The sequence below is a fragment of the Fontibacillus panacisegetis genome, from assembly GCF_900102215.1.
Lineage (GTDB): Bacteria > Bacillota > Bacilli > Paenibacillales > Paenibacillaceae > Fontibacillus > Fontibacillus panacisegetis.
The window spans coordinates 14,180-39,535 of record NZ_FNBG01000021.1 but is presented as its reverse complement, the minus strand read 5'-3'; the positions used below and the strand labels follow the sequence as shown (position 1 = coordinate 39,535).

The following is a 25,356-nucleotide window of genomic DNA, read 5'->3' as shown; positions in this document are numbered from 1 at the left end:
TATCAATTCTTGTATAAAATATGAAATCTATACGGACCGAGCTCAGCCTTATATTCACCTTCATAATTTTGATCGCTCACAAATCCGTCCTCCACCATATCTGCTTCCTTCCACACACCATCAGGTAAAGAAACAGTGACCAAGCTTGACGAAGAAGATGCATTCATAGCTACGATCAGATGATCCTCTCCTTCCTGGCGTTCATATACGAGCAGTGATGAGCCCTTCTCGGCCGATTGAACCCGAAACGCCCCTGAAATTAATGCTGGATGATCTTTACGTAATTTTATACACTTTTTGTAAAAAGTTAACAAGTCCAAATCCTGATTTTGTTTCTCCCAAATCATGCATTTACGGTTATCCGGATCAAATTGTCCGTCCAGACCAATTTCATCTCCGTAATAAATACTTGGAGCCCCGATAAAAGTAAACTGAAAAGCTACAGCCAGCTTCATCTTCGCTTTATCATTCTCGCACAAGGTCAACAAACGAACCGTATCATGTGTATCCAAATGATTAAATGAAGCTTCATTCACCTGCTGCGGATATCTGGCTAAATACCTTCCCAGTTTTGACACAAAAGAGTGCGCATCCTCATGCTGGAAAACAAAAAAATCAAGAATAGCATTCGAGACCGGATAATTCATAACCCCGTGGAACTGGTCCCCCTGCAGGAACTTCATCCCGTCATGCCAAACTTCACCCAAAATATAAGCATCCGGTTTGACTTCTTTTACCGCTTTAGAGAACTCTCTCCAAAAAGTATGGTCCGTCTCGTTAGCTACATCCAGTCGCCATCCGTCCATATCGGTCTCTTCGATCCAATAACGACCTACCTGAAGGAAATAATCACGTACTTCCGGATTCGAGGTATTCAGCTTTGGCATCGTTTTTTCAAATGCAAACGTCTTATAGGTTGGAATGCCATCTACCACTTGAAGCGGCCATTCCTGAATGTGGAACCAGTTGTAATACGCTGAGTCAGGGCCTTTTTTTACTACATCCTGAAACTGGGGCCACGTAGCACCGGAATGATTAAATACTCCGTCCAAAATGACGCGAATTCCCCGTTCATGACAGGAGCGCACTAATTCCTTTAGCGTTTCCTTCGTTCCAAAATGAGGATCAATTTTCATGTAATCCTGTGTATCATATTTATGATTGGCTGGTGCTTCAAATATAGGATTGAAATATATCACGGTAATACCCAGGTCGGCTAAATAGTCCAGATGATCAATAACTCCTTGCAAATCACCACCGAAGAAATTACGATATTCCGGCTTATCTCCCCATTCATGTATTCCTTCCGGATCATTGGACTTATCGCCATTTGCAAAGCGCTCCGGGAAGATTTGATAAAATATTGCGTTTTTCGCCCAGTCCGGTGGACTTTGCAAATCGATCGGGTGCAGGTAAGGGAACTCGAAGCATCCCAGATGCTCCTTTGGCATGGTTTTATCGAACCCTTTTTCTGTGAACCAAATCTGCTCCTCACCCTTTGTCAAAAGAAAACAATAAGCCAATCTACCGTAAGGTGGATCTACCTCCGCTTGCCAATAGTCATAAAGCTCATCGTAAGCAAGCAACTCCATTTGCTTGACCTTCATATCTCCCCACGGCTTGCACTTGTCTCCGTAGAGTACATTGATTTTATCGATATCCGCTCTTTTTGTACGAATACGTACATGAACCGAGCGTTCATTATATCCGTAAGCCCAGCAATCGTTTGATCGATGATAAATAGCTTCCAATAGCATAGAGTTTCCAGCTCCTTTAGTATAATGTCAGTTTCCGGATTTGCAGATCAGCCTTTATCGGCGCCTGCCATAAGCCCTTCAACCAAATAGCGTTGCAGGAAAATAAATAATAAAGTCAGCGGTACAGCAACCAATACACACCCTGCCGCAAACATAGTAAACTCTGTCGCAGATCTACCTTGTACTATGCGGAACAAGCCTACAGCCAGGGTTTGTTTTTCTGGCGTACTTAGTACCATATTGGCAAAAATAAAATCAACAAACCCGCCGCTGAAGGAAGTCAACGCAAGATAGACCAGCATCGGCTTGGAGAGCGGCAATATAATACGACGAAATACAGTTAAATGCCCTGCACCGTCTATTTTTGCAGCATCCACCAAACTCTGCGGAATCGTATCGAAGTAGCCTTTGACATACAGGTATCCCATCGGTGCCCCGGCCGAATAGACCAGAATCAACGAAATGTGCGTATTCAGAAGCTGCAGCTGCATTAACAAAATGTAGACAGCAATCATACTCATGAAGCCCGGAAACATCCCGATCACGAGCAGGCCAAGCATCATTTTCTTACGGCCCTTGAACCGAAAACGCGAGAATACATATCCTGTGATTGTTACGAGAATTGTGCTGAATATCATCGTAAAAAAAGCAACTTTAAAGGTGTTAATGAACCACTGCCCAAAAGGGTACTTTTCAAATAAATCACTGTAATGCTCCAGTGTGAACGAGGACGGGATCAAGGTCTCACTGTACAAGGCATTTCCCGGACGGAAAGAAGACATAACGACCCAAAGTGCCGGATATACACAAGCAATACCAATAATAATTAGCCCCAGGTAGCAGAATAGATTGCCCATACTGAATTTACGCTTCGATGTTGTCATCTGTAGTCATCCTCCTCCTTAAATGCTTTCGTTCGACGAACATTGATAATTGCGAAGGACGCAACAATGATGAATATAAAGATACCGATAATCGATGCAAAATTGTATTTACCGCTGTCCATCGTTAATTTAAACAACCAGGTAATCAAAATGTCCGTACTGCCTGCAGATTGATAATTCGGATTTGCAGGATTACCATTCGTCAGGAGATAAATCAAATTGAAATTGTTAATATTGCCGGCAAAGGACATAACAAGAAGTGGTCCAAAGGAAAGCATGACGGATGGAAAGGTTATGTTGCTGAATTGCTGAAATGGTGTGGCTCCGTCAATTTCGGCAGCTTCATACAAATCCCTCGATATTGTTGTAAGAATACCGATAATCATAAGCATGGTAATTGGAAAACCAATCCAGATATTAACAATAATAACTGTAAATTTGGCCCAGAACGGATCTGTTAACCAAGGCAAGCCTCCAAGTCCAAAATAAGACAAATATTGATTGATCGGACCAAATTCTCCATTGAACATGTTTCTCATGATCAACAGGGAAATGAACTGAGGGATCGCGTAAGGAATAATAAAGAGAGTCCGCCAGAAGCCTTTAAAACGAATCCCTTTTTTCTGAACCATCAGAGCTGCAGCAAATCCGCCTGTAAATGTAGTCAAGGTCGCACATACCGTCCATATGAGCGTCCAGAACGCTACTCCAAAGAAAGTCTGATTCCACGCCTTGATCGTAAAAATATCCTTGAAGCCATCCAGCCCGATCCAGCTGACGAGCTTGGCTGGAGGTAAATAATTTGGCGCAGAATAGTTCGTAAACGCTAGAGAAATCATGAAAAGAATAGGCATTATAGTAAAGAAAATAACGAGCAGAATCGGTAAGGAAATGATCATTTGCGGAAACTTAACCTCACCGAGATAATGAAGTGTATCAGAGAAACGGCGCGGCGCTATTCCATGTTCGCGCATTTTTCCAACGTTGTAGGCATCCTTTACATTAGCGATATAAATAGCAACTATGATGAGCATTGCTATAATGACGATCATGCCTTCAATCATCAGGAAGATCGAATGGTCTCCACGGACATTGACGTAAACCTTGCCTACTTTTTCGAGATGATCGGCTTGTTCTCCTAATGTCACCAATCCCCAGATAGCTTTTGGCAATACCATTGCCAACGTAATCCCTAGCAGATGAACGATAAATAGTAGAAATCCTTTAATAATTTGTCTATTGTATATTTGACCAAACCCCATACCTATGAGCGATAATACGGTCGCCCACTTACGATGCTGGTTCATTGTCAATCATCTCCCGTATAAGAGGTTGTTCAAAAAGTCATATTTTGAACGCGTATATCAATACAAAATGGACGACGTCATCCGTCACTTAGAACGGACGACGTCATTCAATATCCAACGTTATTTTTTCAACGTCTCTATGCCTTGCTTCATACTTTCAACAGCGCTATCGAGCGTCTTCTTGACATCTTCGCCTTTCCAGATCAACTCAAGAGCATTTGCCATAGGAGCCCATACTTGCTGCATTTCAAAAATGGAAGGCATTGCAATGGAATGCTCGAACTGCTTAATTGCTCCGCTCACCATTGCGTTATCTTTAATTGCCGGTTCATTCTCCATTCCTTTTCGAGCTGGAATGAATCCGGTCATTTCAAAGTTTTTGAGCAATGCTTCTTGCGAGGTTACATATCTGGCGAACAATTTCGCTGCGTTAGGATATTTACTGTAAGCACTCACGTAATAAGCCTTCACACCAGCAAAAGTATCTGGCTGTTGTCCATTCGGAAACTCAGGCAAAGGAACCATACCTACTTCAAATGAAAGGTTGGAGAAATTGCCGATATTCCACACACCATCAAGATTAATTGCCAACTTCCCTTCCTGGAACAATCCAGTTTTTACATCAATCGTTGCATCAGCTGCTTCCATTGGCAGAATTTCACGCATGGATTGGAAGTATTTCATTCCTTCAACAGACCCTTCGTTGTTCAGTCCGATATCTTCAGGGTTTGTGTTGTCATTTCCAAAAATATAGCCATTAAAACCAGAGATGAACGGATATGCAAAATAGAAAATGTTCAGCGGCATCATAAAACCGTATTTCTTCTTGGCTGGATCATTATACTTTTTGGAGAAGCTGATAATATTGTCCCAACTGCTCAGATCATTCTCAGTAACCAGCTCCTTGTTATAAAACAAAGCATAAGTCTCCATGTTACGTGGATATCCGTATAAAATGCCGTCCTTAGTAACCGCGTTTACAGCTGTCTCCTGGAACTCTGCACGTGTCTCTTCTTCAAAAAAATCATTTGGCAGTACAAAACCGCCTGCAATTGCTTCACTCAGATTGTCATGCGGCAATACGAGAACGTCAGCGGCCAATCCTGCAGGACCATCGGTTTTCATTTTTTGCATCTGCTCTGGGGCTCCCTGTTCTTGAACCTCTACCGGAATGTTGTACTTCTCAGAAAACTCTTTCACAATTTCTTTTAAAAAAGGAGTTCCATCATTTCCATCCCAAACGATCAGTTTAGCTCCAGATTCAGGAGTCAATTGCTCATCTTCTGCTGCAGCATCAGTTCTATTGTTAGTATTGTTGGCAGCACCTTGTTGTTCAGCTTTAGTCCCATTGGTTCCATTAGAAGTCGAATTATTCTTTGATGAACATGCCACTGTAGTCGTAAATAGCAACACCATCACACACAATAAAGACAGCATTTTTCTAAATTTCATATTCATTGCAAAACCACCCTTCTAGTTAATTAAACGCTTACATTGATTTTACTAAAACATTTAATCAAACATGTTATTTATGTAGCCCTTCTCCAGTAATAGTTAAGCTTTCAGACCACCTCCTTTAATCAACTTTTTGATTAAACGTTTAATCATTTATCAAAAAAATATAGTTACACCTTGTGTGAGAACTATATTTCTTTATAACTTGTACTGCTTTGTCTGACCGCCAGGCTCACTGGAATTTTCACGGACCTTTTATCTATACCAAGGCCTGTTCCGTCAATTTGATCCAGAAGCATTTTTACCGCGATCTGACCTTTAGCTACAATATCCTGCCGAATGGTAGTCAGAGAAGGAATCAGATACTGGGAATAAAAAATATCATCAAACCCAACAATCGACAAATTAGCAGGAACAGATAGGCCTATATCATGCAAGCCCCGAATCAAACCAATCGCCGATACATCCGAGAAGGCAAAGATAGCACTGATCTTACTCTTATAGTTGCCGATGCGCTGAGCTACCTGATAACCTCCCTGAATAGAAGGCGACTCTTCAAAAACCAACTCAGGATCTTCTGGAATCCCGGATTCTCTAAGTGCTCTTAAATAGCCTTGATGACGGAAATAATTAACCCCGCCTTCCTCCAATTTGCCTGTAAGCACTCCGATTACTTTATGTCCTAGCCCGATTAAGTGTTTGGTTCCTAAGTATCCACCTGCTTCATCATCAAGATCAATCTGATGAAAATCAGGATTGGATAAATGACTATCCAAAAACACGCATGGAATATCTAGAGACAGCAATTTCTGAAAAGCTGACGTATGTTCAAATACACCAACTACAATAAGACCGTCTAAATGGCGCTGCCTTACAAACGAAAAGTCTTCATTCTCATCAATTCCTAGTAGAATAACCTGTACCTCGTGATGACGTGCTCCACTCTCTACCCCGCGTACAAACTCCCAATAGAACGGATTGTCCTGAAGCATTCCCTTTTCCAGAAACGGTACAACTACCGCAATCAGATGTGATTTCATATCTTTCAGGCTTCGTGCGGATGCACTAGGTACGAAATGCAATTCCTGAATGATCTTGTTCACCTTGCTCACAGTATTTGGCGATACTCTGCCTTTGCCATTAATAACATTGGATACCGTCGCAATTGAAACGTTTGCAAGACGCGCGATATCTTTGATCGACACTTTGTTGTTCATTTGAGTTCCAACCTTATTTCATGATTAAACGTTACATCAAGTACAATTTGATTAAAACATCCTCTTGTTTCTTTGTCAATAATATTTTTCGCACAAAAAGAGGCCCCCTGAATCAAGGAGCCCCTTTATTGTGATAACCGTATTATTTCTTCTCTTCAACAGGTTTCTTCGCCAGCTTGATATGCAACTGCTCTATTTGAAGAGCATCTACCTCGGACGGAGCGTTCATAAGCAGATCGGTCGCACTCGCTGTTTTAGGGAATGCAATTGTCTCACGCAGGTTAGTGCGACCGGACAGGAGCATTACGAGACGGTCAAAACCGAAGGCAATTCCGCCATGCGGTGGTGTACCATATTCAAACGCATCCAGAAGGTAGCCAAACTTGTCTTGAGCTTCTTCCATAGACATGCCGATGGCTTTGAACATTTTTTCTTGAATATCACGTTTATAGATACGCATAGATCCGCCGCCAACTTCATAACCGTTCAATACGAGGTCATAGGCTTGAGCCAGAATTTGTCCTGGGTCTGTATCAAACAATTCGATATCTTCTTCACGTGGACGTGTGAACGGATGGTGTTCAGCTACATAACGTTTTTGCTCTTCATCCCAGCCAAGCAACGGGAAGTCAACGACCCAGGCAAATTTAAATACATTATCGTCGATCAGACCAAGCTGACGACCGATTTTCAGACGCAATGCACCAAGAACGTCGGCAACTACCTTTTTGTTGTCTGCGGAGAAAAGAAGCAAGTCTCCTTCTTCTGCACCAGTACGTGCCTTAAGATCTTCAATTTCTTGCTCAGTGAAGAACTTAACGATCGGTCCGCGGAATTCACCTTCCTTCACCTGAATCCAAGCAAGACCTTTAGCACCGTAACGGGATGCATACGTACCCAGATCATCAATGTCCTTACGGCTCCAAGTTCCGCAGCCTTTAGCGTTCAACACTTTAACTTGTCCGCCTTTTTCGATGACAGAAGCAAATACCTTTACTCCACTAGTCGCTACAAGGTCGCTGACATCCTGCAGCTCCAAGCCAAAGCGCAGATCAGGCTTATCAGAGCCGTATTTGCCAATCGCATCGGCGTAGCTAAGACGCTGGAATGGAGTAGGGATATCAATGCCTTTAGTTTCTTTGAATAGACGAACAACCAATTGCTCCATCATGTCGAGCAGATCGTCCCGTGAAAAGAATGAAGTTTCAATATCGATTTGAGTAAATTCAGGTTGACGGTCAGCACGCAGGTCTTCATCACGGAAGCAGCGAGCGATTTGATAGTAACGTTCAACGCCACTCACCATCAGCAATTGCTTATAAAGCTGCGGGGATTGTGGCAATGCGAAAAATTCGCCTGGATGCACACGGCTTGGTACGAGATAGTCACGCGCACCTTCAGGAGAGCTCTTCGTTAGGATTGGTGTTTCTACTTCAATAAAGCCTTCTCCATCCAGGAAATCGCGGAATACTTTAGCTGCTTTCGAACGAAGCAACAGCGTATTTTGCATTTCCGGACGGCGAAGATCAAGATAACGATATTTCAAACGAATGGATTCATCAACTTCTACGCCATCTTCAATAAAGAACGGAGGAGTTTTTGCAGCGTTCAACACTTCAATTTCAGTAATTTGCACTTCAATTTGACCTGTCGGCAAGTTAGGGTTTATTGTCTCGGCATCACGCTGTACAACCTTCCCGCTAACTGCAATAACGTATTCGCTGCGAACCTTATCGGCTACTTGAAGCGCTTCGCCGGAATATGCTGGGTTAAAAACAACTTGTACGATACCACTGCGATCACGAAGATCGATAAATAGTACCCCCCCAAGGTCACGACGGGTTTGAACCCAACCGTTTAATGTTACCGTTTCTCCGATGTTTGCGGTACTAAGCGTTCCGCATTGATGACTACGTTTCATAATACTGTTTGTCCCCTTTACATAAAATTATTTATATTGTGAGTTGTGTATACACTAATTAATTACTTCAGTTCATTTGCAAGTTCACTTAACTTCACAGTGCGCTGCTCACCGCTTTCCATCGACTTAAGGGCAATCTCGCCACGTTCGAGTTCGTCCTCCCCCAGGATCGCTGTGTAACGTGCCTGCATACGCTCCGCAGATTTCATCTGTGCCTTCATTTTACGACCCAGATAGTCTCTTTCAGCCGAGTACCCAGCTTGTCGAATTCTGTACAGCTGTGTAGTTATTTCCTTGTCTGCAGCCTCGCCAAGAGCAACGAAATATACATCGAGCGGCTTAACCTCGCCCATTTCAATTTCCTGCTTCTCTAGAATCAAAGCAATTCGCTCAAGTCCAAGTCCAAGTCCTATACCTGGCTGATCAGGTCCGCCAACCTCAGCAACCAGACCATTGTAGCGTCCGCCACCGCCAATCGTATCGATGGCTCCGATGCCTTGAGCCTTATATTCAAATGCTGTGTGTGTATAGTAGTCCAAACCTCGAACCAAGCGATGATTAATGACATAATCGACTTCCATAGCCGTAAGCAGCTCTTGAACTTTTGCAAAATGAATAGAGCATTCTTCATCCAGGCTGTCCAAAATTGAAGGTGCGCCTTCAAACTTGGCTTGGTCAACTTTACAATCCAATACACGAAGCGGATTGCGTTCCATACGGGATTGACAGTCCTTACACAAAGTATCTTTCATAGGCATAAGGAACCCCAGTAATGTCTCCCGATAAGCCGCACGAACAGCAGGATTGCCTACCGAGTTAATTTCTACCTTAACCCCTTGCAAACCAAGCTCACGGCAGTATTGATACCCTAGTGCTACTACCTCGGCATCTATTGCTGGATCTGTAGCTCCGAAGGCTTCTATCCCAAATTGATGAAATTGACGCTGGCGACCTGCTTGTGGTCGTTCATAACGAAACATGGGGCCAATATAGTACAGCTTGCTCACATCAGGCTCACCATACAATTTGTTCTCAACGTAAGAGCGAACCACCCCTGCAGTCCCTTCTGGACGCAGAGTCATACTCCGATCTCCTTTATCAAGAAACGTGTACATTTCCTTCTCCACAATATCAGTCGTCTCACCCACACCTCTTTCGAACAGTGACGTCTGTTCAAAAATAGGTGTCCGAATTTCACGGTAATTGAAGCGTCGACATAGATCGCGAGCCTTCTCTTCAATATATTGCCATCTCTCTACTACTCCTGGCAGCAAATCCTGCGTGCCTTTTGGTTTCTGAAAAGACATATATTTCCCTCCATCTTTTACTATTTGAAAATAAAAAAACTCCCCTCCCTGTTTGATTACAAACAAACAGGGACGAGAGATCGATTGTTCAAATCACCCGTGGTGCCACCCACATTCCGAATATTCACTAATGAAATATTCGCTTTAAACGGTTAACGCCCGCCTGCGCCGTACGTCTACTCTGACAAAGCAACACATAAAGCTCATTGCCCTACACGCCATGCATTTCGTCGTCGGTTCTCAGGGAAGTCATTCGTTCAATCATCACCAGAATCCTTTCAGCCCAGGGATTCCTCTCTGCAGATGTGGGGTTGAATTACTTTGTCCCTTCATCGAATCACTATAAAAACTGTATACTCACTGATTTTAAGGAACTGCAGTAATAAAGTCAAGTCTAGAAAGTGCAGAAAAACACGCTACAAAGAAAAAAACCTGCTACCAACGGGGTGCAGGTCCAAAGATATTATATTAAAAAGGGGGTCATGCTGTTATTATATACAGACTATGTTAAAGGAACATGAAACTAATATTACAGTTATATTACAAAGTAGAAAGCGTTTACTCAAAAGACTCATCCACAATTGCACCTTTTGACCTTAGCATGCTGACAATTTCATCATAATCAGTATCTGTTACTTTTGCACTTAATACGTATTTCAAATGGTTAGAACTGGCCCGATCCACAAGATCAATATCTACAATCGGATCAATAACTCTTTGATCTCCCTGCGCCATCGTTCGCTCATCTTGAACTTCAAAGCCATCCTCATCTGCCCTTCTGTCCCCCAAAGTTATCGCTGGTATGATGGTCTGTGCATTCATCGTTCCTGGGATTCCAACCGCTCCATACGGCCCACCCATATTTGTAGCATCCCCATTTACTGGCAGGAGGGGAACTAACACATTATGACTATCATTAAGATTATCCCCCATACCTTGATCCATTCCTGCTCCCATACCCATATTTAGCGAGCTTACTTCAATGGCCTTTGCCCCTTGTGCGATAAGATGTGTTTTCGCCCCTTCAGCTTGATCCTCACTCTCAAAATATGCCTGAATATGCTTTACCATATCTTATTCTCCTTTATTTATTAATTCAGCTTTTTTCATTTACTGACGTGCCAATGATTCCCTTGATGGCTTAAGCTCATTCATCATGTCCCGATCATCGGCTTGATGCAGTTGCGACAGAATTGTAGCTTCACGTTGACCTGCTGCCTGTATGCATTGTAGTGACTGCCAAGCCTTGGCTTTCCTCGATTGCCGCATAATAAAAAGGAACTCCTTTTTTGGAAATTAACGTTCCAGACTATGTCTAGAAGGTTATCCAAAACCGAAGTTCCCTATCCAAGTGTTTTTAATTAAACGGGTGCTCCAAAATCAAAGTCACCGGTCCCCAGTTTGTGAATTCTACATCCATGTCTGCGCCAAATTCGCCAGTTTCTACAGTGAGTCCTTTCTCACGCAGCATTTCATTGAATCGATCATAAAGCGGCTTTGCCGTCTCCGGCCTTGCAGCGGAAATAAAACTTGGACGTTTCCCTTTCCGGCAGTCACCGTAAAGCGTAAACTGCGAGACTGATAATATTGCTCCACCAATATCCTGCACGCTAAGGTTCATCTTTCCCTCAGCATCTTCAAAAATGCGAAGACCCGCAATTTTCTCGGCAAGATAACCAGCTTCCTTCTCTGTATCCTCATGTGTAATTCCAACTAGTAGCGTTAGCCCTTTTTCAATCGAACCAATGACTCTGTTATCAACACTTACCTTAGCTTGCTTGCAACGCTGTACCACGATTCTCATCAGTCTGCTTACTCCCTGTCATTCTTCATGTCATTTATTGCATGATTCTGTGCACGGTGTAGACATCTTTGACACGCTTAATCTTCTCTACAACCGATTGTAAATGATCTGTATTACGGATCAAAATCGTCATATGAACAAGAGCCATCTTGTTCTTGTCAGAACGTCCAGAGACTGCTGAAATGTTCGTTTTACTCTCTGAAACGGCCTGTAGAACCTCATTCAGGAAGTTACGGCGATCATGGCCAGTGATCTCTATATCAACGCTGTAATTAGCTTCAATCGCGTTCTCCCATTCTACCTCAATGACGCGTGCAGCTTCTTCACCTTCACCTGCAGCAGGAATGTTGGGACAATCACTGCGGTGAACTGAAACACCCCGACCACGTGTAATGTAGCCGATAATGTCATCTCCAGGTACAGGATTGCAGCATCTAGCAAAACGTACGAGCAAATTGTCAATTCCTTTAACGACTACACCATTAGTTGGACGAGATTTACGAATCTCAGGAGCAGACTTCACTTCCTTAACCTCGGAGGTTAGCTCAATATAGCTTCCTTCCTCCTGCTCCTTACGAAGCTTCTCCGTCAATTTGGTCACTACCTGCGCAGCTGTAAGACCGCCAAAACCAATCGCAGACAACATATCCTCTATATCGTTAAAATTAAACTTTTTAGCAGCTTCCAGCAGCTTATCATCGGTCATCCAAACAGAAGTATCTATACTGGCTCGCTTAAGTTCACGTTCAATTGCATCGTGGCCTTTATCGACATTTTCTTCTCTCTTCTCTTTTTTGAACCACTGCTTAATTTTGCTTCGGGCATGCGAAGACTGAGCGATTTTGAGCCAATCCTGACTTGGTCCGTACGAGTGCTTTGAAGTCAGAATTTCAACAATATCGCCAGTTTTTAATTTATGGTCAAGCGGAACAATTCGGCCATTCACCTTGGCGCCGATTGTACGATTACCCACTTCAGTATGAATCCGGTATGCGAAATCCAGCGGCACAGAGCCCGTCGGCAGCTCAATAACTTCACCAGAAGGGGTAAACACAAAAACAAGATCCGAGAAAAAGTCCATTTTAAGCGATTCTACGAACTCTGAAGCATCCTTTGCTTCATGTTGCAGTTCCAGAATTTCGTTGAAAAAGGTCATTTTATTCTCTGGACCGCCAGAGTCAGAGCCTTCCTTATATGCCCAGTGCGCAGCGATCCCGTACTCAGCAGTCCTGTGCATTTCCCATGTACGAATCTGCACTTCGGTTGGTTCACCAGTCGGTCCAACTACGGTCGTATGCAGAGATTGATACATGTTGGCCTTAGGCATAGCAATATAATCCTTAAATCTGCCAGGCATCGGCTTCCATAATGTATGAATGATCCCCAAGGTTGCATAACAATCTTTAATATTATCTACAATAATCCGAATCGCAAGCAGATCATAAATTTCATTAAACTGCTTGTTCTTTGTCGTCATTTTCTTATACACGCTATAAATATGCTTTGGACGTCCAGAGAGATCCGCTTCAACTCCCATCTCATCCAGCTTCTCTGCAATTCTGGAAATTACAGTTTTGATGAATTCCTCTCTCTCTGCTCTCTTCTTACGCATCAGATTGGCAATGCGGTAATATTGCTGCGGGTTTAAATACCGAAGAGCAATATCCTCCATTTCCCATTTGATTGCAGAAATACCGAGCCGATTAGCGATTGGACAAAAGATTTCCAGTGTTTCGTAAGCAATGCGGCGCTGGCTTTCTTCAGATTGATATTTAAGCGTACGCATATTATGCAGGCGGTCAGCCAGTTTAATGACAATGACACGGATGTCCTGAGCCATAGCGATAAACATTTTCCGATAGTTTTCATTCTGCTGTTCTTCTTTGGACTGAAATTTGATTCGCTCAAGCTTTGTCAATCCATCTACAAGCAGTGCACAGTCATTCCCGAATTGGCTCTCAATCTCTTTCAATGAAACTGTAGTGTCTTCAACAACATCATGAAGAAGCGCGGCAATTATCGACAATATGTCCATATGCATGCCTACGACAATTTCTGCAACCGCTAACGGATGCAAAATATACGGCTCACCGGATTTCCGCAACTGTCCATGGTGGGCTTGTTCCGCGAATTCATACGCTTCCCGTATGCGGTTAAGGTCCGGTTCTTTTATATAGGCGGACGCCTTTTCAAGTAATCGCTCTATGCCCATTGAATCTATTCGATTCCTTTCTATATGAAAATAAGCTGAATAACTGCTTGCAAAATGTCATTCTTGCCCCATTTTTGATTGTATATTATTATGACTCTTGAGGTCTCTTCCGTCAACTCTTAGCCCAGAGTATTCAACAAATCGCGCGATGCTGACAACCTTGCTAACAATATGCAAAAGTGCATTCCAAAAAGAGGAATTTTATCCATACATCGCGAATAATCTTTCATGATAACAATTCATAATTTTAAATTAGGAGGAAATCAGCGGCATGAATGAACACATAACACCTTCATCAACAGGACTTGATCCCAAAGTAGCCGGACTGCTCTGCTACGTATTAGGATTTATCACAGGTATTATCTTTCTTATCATTGAAAAACAAAGCAAGTTTGTCAAATTCCATGCGATGCAATCTATTATTATCTTTGGAACACTAACCGTCCTGAATATTATTCTTACATACATACCAGTCATCGGATGGATTGCCTCATTCATTATTTCTCCGCTTAGCTTCATTCTGTGGATTGTACTTATGCTTATGGCTCTGCAAGGCAAGACGTTTAAATTGCCCATTGCAGGCGACATAGCCGAGAAGCAAAGTCAGAACTTTTAAGCTTTAATCAACTTGCTTCCAGCCCAAGCCACTCGCTTCGGGCTTTTTTATTCATACATAAGTATTCAAATGATCGCAATCTGGAAATAGTAAATAAAAAGTAAACGATATCATAATTTTATTGTTGAAAAATGTCGCCAATATAATTAATCTATTAAGGATAGTCATCACCTATAAAATAAGGAGTGACCCTGTTTTGCAACGTGAAATTCAAGTTAATGAAAAAGTTCCATTTGGACCCGGCCTATTGCTGAGTCTGCAGCATCTGTTCGCTATGTTCGGTAGTACAGTGCTTGTACCTAATTTGTTCGGAGTAGACCCAAGTATGATTTTGCTAATGAACGGGATCGGTACTCTACTCTACATCTTTATCTGTAAAGGCAAAATTCCGGCATACCTCGGCTCCAGCTTTGCATTTATTTCACCTGTTCTGGCTGTGCTAGGTACCCATCCTGATAATGGATATGCCCTTGCACTTGGCGCGTTCATCGTCACAGGTATTATTTTCATTCTGATCGGTGTGTTAGTTAAGTATGCTGGAACGAAATGGATTGACGTCGTATTCCCACCAGCCGCAATGGGTGCCATTGTTGCCCTGATCGGTCTGGAGCTTATTCCAGTAGCCGCTGGTATGGCTGGCTGGATCAACAGTGACCCTACAAAGGCTTGGACACCGAATCCATCACATATCACACTCTCACTCATTACCCTAGGTGTTACCGTATTTGGTGCGGTTCTATTCAGAGGATTCCCTAAGATCATTCATATTCTGATCGGTATCGTTACAGGTTATGTTGTAGCTTATTTCATGGGCGAAGTAAATACAGAAGCCATCGCGAATGCTAAATGGTTCTCAATGCCTGATGTTACAACGCCTCAATTTAACATGTCCGCGATCATCACAATCATTCCAGTAGCTCTCGTCGTAATCGTTGAGCATATCGGACACTTGCTTGTAACGAGCAACATCGTTGGCAAAGATTTATCCAAAGATCCTGGATTGCATCGTTCCTTGCTCGGTAACGGTATTTCAACAGTAATTTCCGGTTTCGTTGGTTCAACACCAAATACTACATACGGTGAAAACATCGGGGTTATGGCTCTTACAAAAGTATATTCAACCTTTGTTATCGGTGGAGCAGCTATTATCGCCATCCTGCTCTCCTTCTCTGGTAAGTTTTCAGCGCTTATTGCGTTTATACCAACACCAGTTATGGGTGGTGTATCGCTACTGTTGTTCGGTGTTATCGCAGCATCTGGTCTTCGTATCTTCGTAGAGCAAAAAGTAGATTTTTCCAAAGCTACAAATATGCTGCTTGCAACGGTCGTTCTCGTTGTCGGACTTAGCGGTACAACTTTGACACTCGGTACAGTAGAACTTAAAGGTATGGCTTTAGCTACAATTGTTGGTATTTTGCTAAGCCTTCTGTTCAAATTGTTTGAAGTACTTCGTATTTCTAACGATCTTGAGGAGTCTGAGTCATCACATTAATTAGACAGTGAGAAAGCCCGTCCGGAATTTCCGGACGGGCTTTTTTTGCAATCTTTTATTGATATTTCACCAAAGAAACCACATTGATTCCATCCAATTTATCGCGCCCGTTCAACTCACTAAGCTCAATCAAAAATGCTGTTCCGACGACATTACCACCGAGCTGACGTACAAGACTAATGGATGTAGAAATCGTTCCACCTGTTGCCAGCAGGTCATCAGCTATGAGTACATTTTGTCCCGGCTTGATTGCATCACTATGCATAGCCAGAGTATCCTTACCATACTCAAGGTCGTATCCAGCCTCAATGGTCTCATAAGGCAATTTGCCGCTCTTGCGAATAGGAACAAATCCTACGCCTAATGCGTAAGCAAGCGGAGCTCCAATTACAAACCCGCGTGCCTCCGGACCCGCAATAAGGTCAATTTTCAGATCAGAAACCAATTCCTTCAGTTCATTAATTGCTAGACGATACTTCTCCCCATCGTTAAGTAGAGTCGTAATATCTTTAAAACTAATACCAGGTTGCGGAAAATCCGGAATCACCCGAATGTAATCTTTGAAATCCAAATAGATCTCCTCCTAAATTAAATGCATAACCAACAAAACAAAAAACTTATATTATGAAACCTCCTGAATTTGGGCCAGCATCCATTCGGTAATTTGGGACGCACGTGAGTGCAGCATCATTTGCTCCATCTCTGCCAACCATCCCAGTTCCTTGTATTTGCTTGAACTATCTAGCGGACGTTTGGAGGGTGCGTTATTTACCGTTATTATTCCCGATGCCCGTTCGATGAAGTCGAGTTCTTCAAAAACATCCAGCGTCATCGCCAGCATACGTCTTGATAACGAGGTTCGGGCCTTCAGAGCTTGTACCAGCTCGTCTTCAGCTATACTTACCACAGCAAGCCTTCTAAGAAGCGCATAGACCTGTTTAAAATGTTCACGAGATGGAATCTCGATCACATCATCAGATTTGGACATCGGATGCATCAGAAATACTCTTTCTAACGATGTGAAGAGAGTTAATATGGTATTCCAGATAACGGGCGATTTAGGAAGCTCCATAACAAATAGTGTTCTAATGTGATGGGCAGCAGCATTTTCCACACCATCACTTTTCGGAAGAACACCAACTCTCCTATCATATACCCAAAGAGAGGTGTCCTTCAATTTGAAATTATACATGTCATCCGAACCATCGTTTAACACGACTGCCGTTGAATTAGCTTGGCAATTTGGCAGCTTTAACAGACGCTCCAGAATGTCTTGTATTGCAGATTCTGGATGACTGGAGCCGCGATAATCAAACACCTGCAGCTGAGGAATCGATATATCCTGAATAAACAGTTGAGCTTTGCGAGAACCATTCCACTCGTTAATTCCAGGCTCAGCAATGATGTCGACCATGGCATCCTTCGAGAGCAAATAAGCTATCTCTCCTTTGCCAAAAGCCAGAGCCTCAATCATTTTTCCATGCTGTTCTAGCGTTAATTTTAAATGCTTTCCATCTTTGCCCATTTGTCTAAGCTCCAGCAGCTTAGCGCCTCGAATGAGCAGACGAGGACTGGGATTGTCCATGCCAAATGGAGCTAATCCTTCCAATTGTTCAATGATAGGCAACGTTATTTCCTGTAGTGAGCATTCAAGATCAGCTGTCATTGTAGGAATTAAATGTTCTGGCAGCAGCAGGTCTGAAGCAAATGCATTCAACCTCTGATCAAATTGTTCCAATTGATCACGATGAAGCGACATACCTGCTGCGGATGGATGTCCGCCAAAATGTTCCAGAAGACTAGAACAATGATTTAATGCTTCATAAATATCAAAGCCCGGAATTGATCTGGCTGAGCCCTTGCACTGACCAGTATCAGAATCAATTCCCAGTACAAGAGTCGGACGATAATACCGCTCAAGAATTTTGGAAGCTACGATACCAACAACTCCTACATTCCAACCTTCTCCTGCTACAACGATAACATCAGGCAGGTTCCCTGAAGCTTCCTTACCTTCGAGCATGTCCATCGCTTCGCCCACTATATTTTCAACCAGCGACTGTCTCTCTTTATTCAAAAGATCAAGCTCATGGGCTGCCATGTCTGCTTGTTCCGAACTTTCTGCGGTTAATAGTGCTACTGCTTTGTTCGCATGGCTCATTCTGCCGCTCGCGTTAATCCTTGGAGCTAGTCCAAAGGCAACCTGAGTTGAGGTCACTTCTCCTTTGTTCCACCCTGCCACCTTAAGCAATGCCGTCATCCCAGGAAACGGGGATTGCGACATGGATTTAAGTCCTGTGCGGACAATCATTCGATTCTCTCCAACTAAAGGCATTAAATCCGCAATCGTTCCTAATGCAGCCAGTTCACTCCATGCTTCAGGTACATCTGAACCTAGCAAAGCAGTTGCGAGCTTGTAAGCCACCCCTACACCTGCCAATCCTTTGAAGGGGTACTGACAATAAGGAAGTTTGGGATTAATAAGTGCATAAGCTTCAGGTAAAAAATCTGGCGGCTCATGATGATCCGTAACTATAACATCCATACCAGCATTGTTAGCATAGGCTATTTGATCAACCGCACTAATGCCTGTATCTACCGTAATAACTAATGTAACCCCTCGTTTATGGGCCTCTTCCAAAGCATGAATGTGAAGTCCGTACCCTTCCTTCGAGCGATGCGGAATATAATATTCAAAATTAGCTCCTAATCTGCGCATTAACTGAATCATCAGTGTAGTAGACGATACTCCATCCGCATCGTAATCACCATAGACCAATATGCGCTCACCATACTCCAGAGCTTGCATTATACGAGGCACTGCCTCTTTCATACCGCTTAGCAGGTAAGGATCGTGCATATCCTCCACAGAACCATTCAAAAATGCGTTCGCCTCGTTAGCTGTTTTCATCCCGCGAGACACTAATAATTTAGCCAGAAGAGGATGAATTTCAAGCAGTTCGCTCAGCATTTGAGCGTCTGTTTCATTTGAAAGCAGAACCTTCCAGTCATATTTCGGTTGAAGCACAATTACACCTTCTTTCACCAATACACCGAAGCAAATGTCGCTACCGATATTCAAACAACAAATATTTATTGAATTAAGGTCGTACTGTTATCACCTGCATCATCATGATTGCTTTTATAAGGATAGCCGGGATCATAGGGTAAAATGAGAATACTGACCTCACTAACATGAGAGAAACGACTCATGAGCAGCACCTTGGCCCGGTTAGCTATAATATTCGCCTCCTGAACGGTCAGGCGTGGATTCACACTGATTTTGGCGTCTACAGTCACGTAATGCCCTCTCTCACGCGCTTTCAAATCTTCAACTGCAATTATGCCATGTACCCTCTGAACAGTTTCTATAAAACTGGTCGTATCCTCCTGTCTCTCCGAGAGAAGTGCATCGTAAATAGAGGTGCTAATCAAACGATACACTCTCCAAATCAGAAGACATACTACAATAAGAGATGCTACTGTATCAAGATATATCATAGCCTCTAAATCCCAGGCCTGTCCCGTCATAGCGCCGATAACACCAATTAGAATGGCAATTGAAGAATACAGAGAATAACGATGAGACTCAATTAATGATTGTGTATCTTCTGGCGATCTATTTCTCCACCACCGGTATTGAAATTGGAATACTGCCTCTTTAATCGCAATGGCAATTACGATAGCAACGCCAGCCATATAACCAGGCGCAGAAACATTTCCTTTAGATAGCGCAGTAATCGAAGAAATGCCGAGTTGCAATGCGCAGAGAAGTAATACAACCGAGATCATTATAGCTACCAAAGGTCTTATAGACTCTTTGTGGGTAAATATGCGCTGTGTCGCCCCCGTCTGTTTTCGCAAATGAGGCAATTTAACTCTTTTTACGACTATAGCCGCTGCATCCGAGGCTGAATACAATCCTCCAGCTAGCAGAGCAGGGCTGTCAAACAACAAGCCCACTATTCCTTTAAGCAATGACAGGACTACATGGTTAACTATACCGAGCCAAGTCATAGAGTCCGCTTGCACGGTCTGTTCGCGTGTCATAGTAGTAACCCTCCTGAAGCACAATCTTTCTGAAAAGAGTGATAAAGCCGCGTCAAAAAGGACGCGGCTCTATCATACCAAACATAGGCTAAATAGTCGTTTAGGACGCTTTGGCCGGCTTATTCTTTTGCTTGCTCTTAAGTACGAACCAGAGCGGGCTTGCAATAAAGATTGATGAATAGGCACCAAACAATAGTCCAATAACCATCGCCAGCGAGAACATTTTGATGGACTCTCCGCCGAACAGGTACAAGAAGAATGCTGCAATAAAGACGGTAAGTGCCGTATACAAAGAACGCATAATAGTTTGGGACACACTATGGTTAACGAGCTCATGCAAATCTGTTGTTGTCTTCTGTTTAGCAAAACGCAGGTTCTCACGAATCCGGTCAAAAATAACGATAGTATCATTAATCGAATAACCGATAATGGTGAGGACCGCAATGATAAAGGTAAGATCAACTTCAAAACGGAAAATCGAAAAGACGGCAACTACCATAAATGCATCATGTAGAAGCGCTACGATCGCAGCTACTGCAAAACGCCACTCAAATCGAATACTGACGTAAATGATGATCCCGATACAAGAAATCAGAACTGCATAGATCGCATTTCTAGCAAGCTCTTTCGCCATTTCTGGATCTACAGTATTCACTTCAAAAGAGGCCCCGCCATCAAGCTTCAATATCTCTTCCTTCAATTGATGATCTTGAGTTTCATTCAATACTTCGTTAAAACGAATACTCATTCTTTGATCACCAACTGTAAGATCGGCGTCTTTGGAAATTTCAAGCTTTTCAAGGATCGGTGTGACCTCTTCTGCTGTTAAATTTTTGGTTAACGTCATGTCCACGTTAGATCCGGCTTTGAAATCTACGCTGTAGTTCAAACCGAAAATAGCGAGGAAAATAAGACCCAAAACCGTCAATGTAATTGAAAAAATGTAAAAGTATTTACTTAGATGTACGAAATCAAGAGTTTTAATGTTTTTATGATTAGAGCTCACGAATTTCACTCTCCTTTATACCGAAATATTTCGGCTTCGACAGCTTACCAGCTTTAATGAGCAGGTTTTGCAGGAAGCGGGAGAAATAAATATTCGTAGCAATACTAAGCACGATTTCAACGATGAGCACAAGCGCAAAACCTTTTACTGCACCAGTACCAAACATGTACATAACTGCAGCTACAATTATCGTCGTAATATTGGAATCCATTACCGTACGGAAGGAATGCTTGCCCCCTGCCTTGACAGCAGACATGATGCTCTTCCCGCTTCGTATTTCTTCCCTGATCCGTTCGTTTGTAATGATGTTGGCATCCACGGCCATCCCGATACCTAGTATAAACGCGGCTACACCCGGCAAGGTCAGCGTGAAGTCCGCCCATACAAATACGAGTATCAATAGCCAAGTGTGAACAATAAGAGCAAATCCCGCAAATAAGCCCGGGATGCGATACATCGCAACCATAAATAGGATAATTAATACGGATGCGATTAAGCCCGCTTCAATTGTTTGTTTCAAAGATTGCTTACCAAGCGTAGCTCCAACACTTTGTGAGTATTTCTCAGTTAGCTTCAGCGGCAATGCCCCAAGGTTGATCTGGTCACGAAGCTCCTTCGCTTTATCAAGATCACCGCCAACGCTAATCGATGCTGTTCCATCAGTTAGTACAGCTTGTACTACAGGATCAGAAATTAGCGTTTCATTCATATAAATGGCCAAAGGCTTACCAAGCAAACGCTTAGTAACTTCAGCAAATTTATCCTTGCTTTTCACTTTGATGCCAACTATTGGTTCATTCATTTGAGTGAATTCCAGTTTTGCACCATTTTCAGCGAAGTCAGTACCAATCATCTCGATTTTGTTGTACTGATTTGGATCGGTCTCCGTTCCATCTTTACTGCGGAAAGTGAGTGATGCAGGTTCTTTCATTTGCTTGCGAACCTCTGCCTCATCAGTTACGCCCGCAAGCTTTAATCTAATACGTTCTGTCCCTTCTGTTGTTACCTCTGGTTCACTGGTACCGAGCTTGTTGGCCCGTTCCTCAAGACTTTGCGCTGTTTTTAAGAGCGACTCCCGTGTGACCTTTGCGCCGCCTTCAATTGGCGATGCCTCATACAGAATCTCAAATCCGCCCTTTAAATCTAGGCCAAGACGGACATTTTTAAGCAGGTCAGGAGTTGTCCATGCCATAATTGCAGTTGAAACAACCACGACGGTTATGAATGCTATAATTCTTTTCATCCCGCACTTCGTTCCCCTTTCAATTCTCAATATTCCTATTATAGCGATGCAGGAAAAGCCAGTCAATTTATCAATTGTTGTCTTTTTGTTAACGTATTCCTCAAGTTTGCATCACAAAAAAGACCCCTTTCATTCGAAACGGGATCCACGATAAGCGGAAATCGTCATATAGTTCATAAACTGGGTCGCCTTTAGGGAAAGAATATCGTTCACCAATTGGTGCAGTGGCGGAAAACCGTTCTTTTCATATTTCTGGTTAATGCACGCCCAAATATCCGACCCTGTAACATGCTCATAGCCGATTAGCCGGAACTCCTCCGCCTTACTTTGGCATAACGTTTCAATCGCTTCATTTAGATGTTTCTCGGTGAACTCTTCTTCTGCCATCATGAAGCCTCCTTCCATCAACCCTGTCTTATTACATTCTACTTCATTTTTTCGATTCCTGCTTGGATAAAAGCTTCCAACTAAAAAAGACAAGTCATGAAGCCGGACAGGTCCTGCATATCTTAAATAATAGTCATAAATGTTGTCCAGCTGTTATGTTCAAAACGGGAGAGAGGGAAATTACTTTGAATAAGCAGACTTTTATTCAAGGCACTATGATTCTTCTAGTAGCAGGTATCGTCAATCGTATACTCGGCTTTATCCCTCGCATTTTGCTACCCCGTGTTATTGGCGCTGAGGGCGTTGGATTATATCAACTGGGATACCCATTTTTTCTTGTACTGGTTACGATTATTTCGGGAGGAATTCCACTTGCTGTAGCCAAACTGGTGGCTGAGGCGGAATCAGAGGGACGATCTTATCGATCTGCAGTCATTCTGAGGACGAGCCTAATATTCTCCATAGTTGCTGGCTGTTTATTTATGCTAATTTGTCTGCTCGGAGCTCCTTGGGTAAGCCGTTATATTTTGACCGATCCCCGAGTGTATCAGACATTTATCGCCATGAGTCCAATGATTATTATCGTTTCTGTCTCGGCTGTTTACCGTGGATATTTTCAAGGCAAGCAGGATATGATCCCATCCGCAGTCTCATCAATTCTTGAGACCATTGCCAGAATTATTTGCGTGTTATGGTTTTCATTCCTTCTTTTACCTAAAGGCATTGAATATGCGGCTGCGGGAGCCATGCTTGGTGTCGTCGTTGGAGAAGTTATTGGTCTTGCGGTGCTGCTATGGCAATATCAAAGACTTCGGTCAAGAGAAGCTCGGGCTCAACGGAAAATGAAAAAGCAAAAAACAGAGGAGCACAGGCCATTCACAAAGCTGTTTGTTCCTTCACTTGGCCGCATTATGAGAGTAGCGATTCCAGTAACTGGGGGAAAACTTGTCGGTTCTATGTCTTATCTGCTTGAATCGATTACTACCGCACAAAGCCTCGCTATTGCAGGAATAGCTACCGCTGTAGCAACTTCACAATATGGAGCGCTTCAAGGCATGATAATCCCGTTGCTGCTGCTTCCAGGAGCACTAACTTCATCGCTCGCTATCTCCCTGGTGCCTTCTTTGGCCGAAGCCCAGGCAAAAGGCGATATGCGAACCATCCATTTGCGTCTGCATCAATCCTTAAGACTTGCGCTCGTCACAGGCGCACCATTCGCCGTCATTATGTATGTTCTCGCTGAACCGCTATGTCTGCTTATTTATAAAAACACCGAAATTGCCGGGATGCTTAAAACGATGGCTCCATTTGCCATCTTTCTGTATGCTCAGGCTCCACTCCAAGCAACTTTGCAGGCGTTAGACAAACCGGGACGGGCTTTGATTAATACCTTAATCGGGGCTATCGTAAAAATTTCATTAATCTTCTACCTTGCGTCCAATCCTGACTTTGGGATCTATGGGGCTGTCATCGCCATTATCGTTAATTTTGTCATTGTAACCATACTTCACAGCTTCAGCGTATCCCGTTCACTTCATTACCGTCTTCCTTGGCTAGATCTGATCAAGGTGTGTTGTTTGATGATTATTATGGCCGGAGCCACAACCTTTATGTTTAACGAAGTTATTATGAGTTCAAGCATGATTCTTCAATTCATTGCCACCTCGATGATAGCAGGAATCCTTTATGTGGCGTTAGCAGGTTTTATTGGTCTGATTGATTTTCAGGATGTGAAGCGCTTGCCCTTGTTGCGTAAATGGTTTACACAATAGCTATAACCACTTTTCTTTTTTATTAACGTAGATTTTGCCTTTATGATCAATTGAACAATAGAACACATCCTTAAAATCATTCACCCCATACGCTTGGATTTGATTCTTCAACCAAAATCGCGTCTTCCCGATAATTTTTAAATTATCATCATCTACCCGTCCATCCATAATAAGTGAAAATGGTAGTGCTTCATATTTGATTTTTGATGCAAGAGAGGCAGCTAACGCCTCTTTTGTGTCCTTGTTATTCGTCGAATCTCGTTTATTGTACTTGGGTTCAGCGGTTTTCTTCTCAGAATTATCCTTAGGCAAAACGCTAAGCTGTCCGCTAGTTTCAAGTACAGCAAATTCTACATCTCCGATATTGTCTATTTTTTGCGCACGAAGCTGAGTAACTAAATCATCAAGATTGTATCGCTGCTTCTTCATTTCATCCCGGTTTATTTTTCCGCTACGAATAATAACGCTTGGTTTGCCATCGAACCACATACGAACCATTGGATAATGAAGAGATAGTCCTGCGGTTACGATCTGAATAACAAGCAGAGTGATCATGGGCGCAAATCCATCGTACAAAGGCGTCTCACTGTCAATCGCCATAACAGCAATTTCTGCAATCATAATAGAGATCACCAGATCAAATATCGATAACTCGCCGATTTCTCTTTTTCCCATAATTCTCATAAATATAAACACCGAAAAGTACATAAGTACCGTACGAAATACGAGCGAGAATATATGTTCAGTCACAGTGATTCCCTCCCAATAGCAATCATGCTTCAAGAAAACAATGTATTGCTATTTTGACCTCAATTCCTCCTTCCCATCCCCAACAATTTATTCCTTAAAAAACATTCCCTTCAGTCATATTGCCGGCAGCTTGACCATACATATGGGATATCAATATTCGATTGGAGGATCGCGTC

At 42.8% G+C, this 25,356-nt stretch carries 21 protein-coding genes and 1 other annotated feature; of the genes, 3 read left to right on the top strand and 18 right to left on the bottom strand.

The annotated features are described in order from the left end of the window. Positions 1-2: 2 nt before the first annotated feature. From BLS49_RS16725 to BLS49_RS16680, 11 genes are all read right to left on the bottom strand, one after another. Positions 3-1,757 carry a glycoside hydrolase family 13 protein gene (locus BLS49_RS16725; RefSeq protein ID WP_091233086.1) on the bottom strand — a complete coding sequence of 585 codons (1,755 nt, stop codon included), beginning with the start codon at positions 1,755-1,757 and terminating at the stop codon, positions 3-5. Between the two features lie 47 nt (positions 1,758-1,804). Further along, entirely contained in the window at positions 1,805-2,641 is an 837-nt protein-coding gene (locus BLS49_RS16720) for a sugar ABC transporter permease (RefSeq protein ID WP_091233083.1), read from the bottom strand. Further along, a complete protein-coding gene (locus BLS49_RS16715; protein ID WP_091233080.1) occupies positions 2,638-3,948 on the bottom strand; it encodes a carbohydrate ABC transporter permease in 1,311 nt (436 codons plus the stop codon). Before BLS49_RS16715 ends, BLS49_RS16720 begins: the two co-directional genes overlap by 4 nt. A gap of 120 nt (positions 3,949-4,068) precedes the next feature. Continuing rightward, the gene (locus BLS49_RS16710) at positions 4,069-5,406 is read right to left on the bottom strand and encodes a sugar ABC transporter substrate-binding protein (RefSeq protein ID WP_091233077.1); all 1,338 of its coding nucleotides are present in this window, start codon (positions 5,404-5,406) and stop codon (positions 4,069-4,071) included. Between the two features lie 185 nt (positions 5,407-5,591). Next, on the bottom strand, positions 5,592-6,620 hold the full coding sequence (locus BLS49_RS16705; RefSeq protein ID WP_091233074.1) for a LacI family DNA-binding transcriptional regulator: 1,029 nt from the start codon (positions 6,618-6,620) through the stop codon (positions 5,592-5,594). A 142-nt stretch (positions 6,621-6,762) separates the two neighbouring features. Next, positions 6,763-8,541, bottom strand: coding sequence for an aspartate--tRNA ligase (aspS, locus tag BLS49_RS16700; RefSeq protein WP_091233072.1), 1,779 nt, complete (start codon positions 8,539-8,541; stop codon positions 6,763-6,765). Positions 8,542-8,603: 62 nt separating this feature from the next. Continuing rightward, a complete protein-coding gene (gene hisS / locus BLS49_RS16695) occupies positions 8,604-9,848 on the bottom strand; it encodes a histidine--tRNA ligase (RefSeq protein WP_091233069.1) in 1,245 nt (414 codons plus the stop codon). A gap of 65 nt (positions 9,849-9,913) precedes the next feature. Next, positions 9,914-10,190, bottom strand: a binding site (T-box leader). A gap of 216 nt (positions 10,191-10,406) precedes the next feature. Further along, positions 10,407-10,919, bottom strand: coding sequence for a hypothetical protein (locus tag BLS49_RS16690; protein WP_091233066.1), 513 nt, complete (start codon positions 10,917-10,919; stop codon positions 10,407-10,409). A gap of 39 nt (positions 10,920-10,958) precedes the next feature. After that, positions 10,959-11,117 carry a hypothetical protein gene (locus tag BLS49_RS24870; RefSeq protein WP_175471448.1) on the bottom strand — a complete coding sequence of 53 codons (159 nt, stop codon included), beginning with the start codon at positions 11,115-11,117 and terminating at the stop codon, positions 10,959-10,961. Between the two features lie 88 nt (positions 11,118-11,205). Next, complete coding sequence (dtd, locus tag BLS49_RS16685) at positions 11,206-11,652, bottom strand: D-aminoacyl-tRNA deacylase (RefSeq protein WP_091233062.1); 447 nt, start codon at positions 11,650-11,652, stop codon at positions 11,206-11,208. Between the two features lie 34 nt (positions 11,653-11,686). Further along, positions 11,687-13,864: a RelA/SpoT family protein gene (locus BLS49_RS16680; protein ID WP_091233059.1), complete on the bottom strand. Its 2,178-nt coding sequence runs from the start codon at positions 13,862-13,864 to the stop codon at positions 11,687-11,689. A gap of 271 nt (positions 13,865-14,135) precedes the next feature. Between BLS49_RS16680 and BLS49_RS16675 the strand changes: the two genes are divergently transcribed. Together BLS49_RS16675 and uraA are read left to right on the top strand one after the other, a co-directional pair. After that, positions 14,136-14,480, top strand: a complete 345-nt coding sequence (locus tag BLS49_RS16675; protein WP_175471447.1) for a DUF4870 domain-containing protein — start codon at positions 14,136-14,138, stop codon at positions 14,478-14,480. 196 nt (positions 14,481-14,676) lie between these two features. Further along, positions 14,677-15,972 (top strand): uracil permease, encoded by a 1,296-nt coding sequence (gene uraA / locus BLS49_RS16670; protein ID WP_091233057.1) that lies wholly within the window; start codon positions 14,677-14,679, stop codon positions 15,970-15,972. A 55-nt stretch (positions 15,973-16,027) separates the two neighbouring features. Here the strand turns inward: uraA and BLS49_RS16665 are convergent, their stop codons facing one another. The 6 genes from BLS49_RS16665 to BLS49_RS16640 all read right to left on the bottom strand — a co-directional run bounded on the left by BLS49_RS16665 (position 16,028) and on the right by BLS49_RS16640 (position 22,658). Next, the gene (locus tag BLS49_RS16665; RefSeq protein ID WP_091233054.1) at positions 16,028-16,543 is read right to left on the bottom strand and encodes an adenine phosphoribosyltransferase; all 516 of its coding nucleotides are present in this window, start codon (positions 16,541-16,543) and stop codon (positions 16,028-16,030) included. Between the two features lie 51 nt (positions 16,544-16,594). After that, positions 16,595-19,000, bottom strand: coding sequence for a single-stranded-DNA-specific exonuclease RecJ (gene recJ / locus BLS49_RS16660; RefSeq protein WP_425432159.1), 2,406 nt, complete (start codon positions 18,998-19,000; stop codon positions 16,595-16,597). Positions 19,001-19,065: 65 nt separating this feature from the next. Next, positions 19,066-20,022: a cation diffusion facilitator family transporter gene (locus BLS49_RS16655; RefSeq protein WP_091233051.1), complete on the bottom strand. Its 957-nt coding sequence runs from the start codon at positions 20,020-20,022 to the stop codon at positions 19,066-19,068. A gap of 100 nt (positions 20,023-20,122) precedes the next feature. Beyond that, on the bottom strand, positions 20,123-21,028 hold the full coding sequence (gene secF / locus BLS49_RS16650) for a protein translocase subunit SecF (RefSeq protein WP_245742495.1): 906 nt from the start codon (positions 21,026-21,028) through the stop codon (positions 20,123-20,125). Further along, positions 21,018-22,271, bottom strand: coding sequence for a protein translocase subunit SecD (gene secD, locus BLS49_RS16645; RefSeq protein WP_091233048.1), 1,254 nt, complete (start codon positions 22,269-22,271; stop codon positions 21,018-21,020). Before secD ends, secF begins: the two co-directional genes overlap by 11 nt. 129 nt (positions 22,272-22,400) lie before the next feature. Then, positions 22,401-22,658 carry a post-transcriptional regulator gene (locus BLS49_RS16640; protein ID WP_091233046.1) on the bottom strand — a complete coding sequence of 86 codons (258 nt, stop codon included), beginning with the start codon at positions 22,656-22,658 and terminating at the stop codon, positions 22,401-22,403. A 185-nt stretch (positions 22,659-22,843) separates the two neighbouring features. Between BLS49_RS16640 and spoVB the strand changes: the two genes are divergently transcribed. Further along, positions 22,844-24,430: a stage V sporulation protein B gene (gene spoVB, locus BLS49_RS16635; RefSeq protein WP_091233043.1), complete on the top strand. Its 1,587-nt coding sequence runs from the start codon at positions 22,844-22,846 to the stop codon at positions 24,428-24,430. Here spoVB and BLS49_RS16630 read toward each other — a convergent pair whose 3' ends face one another. Then, positions 24,431-25,180, bottom strand: coding sequence for a DUF421 domain-containing protein (locus BLS49_RS16630; RefSeq protein WP_245742493.1), 750 nt, complete (start codon positions 25,178-25,180; stop codon positions 24,431-24,433). It lies immediately after the preceding gene. Between the last annotated feature and the right edge of the window lie 176 nt (positions 25,181-25,356).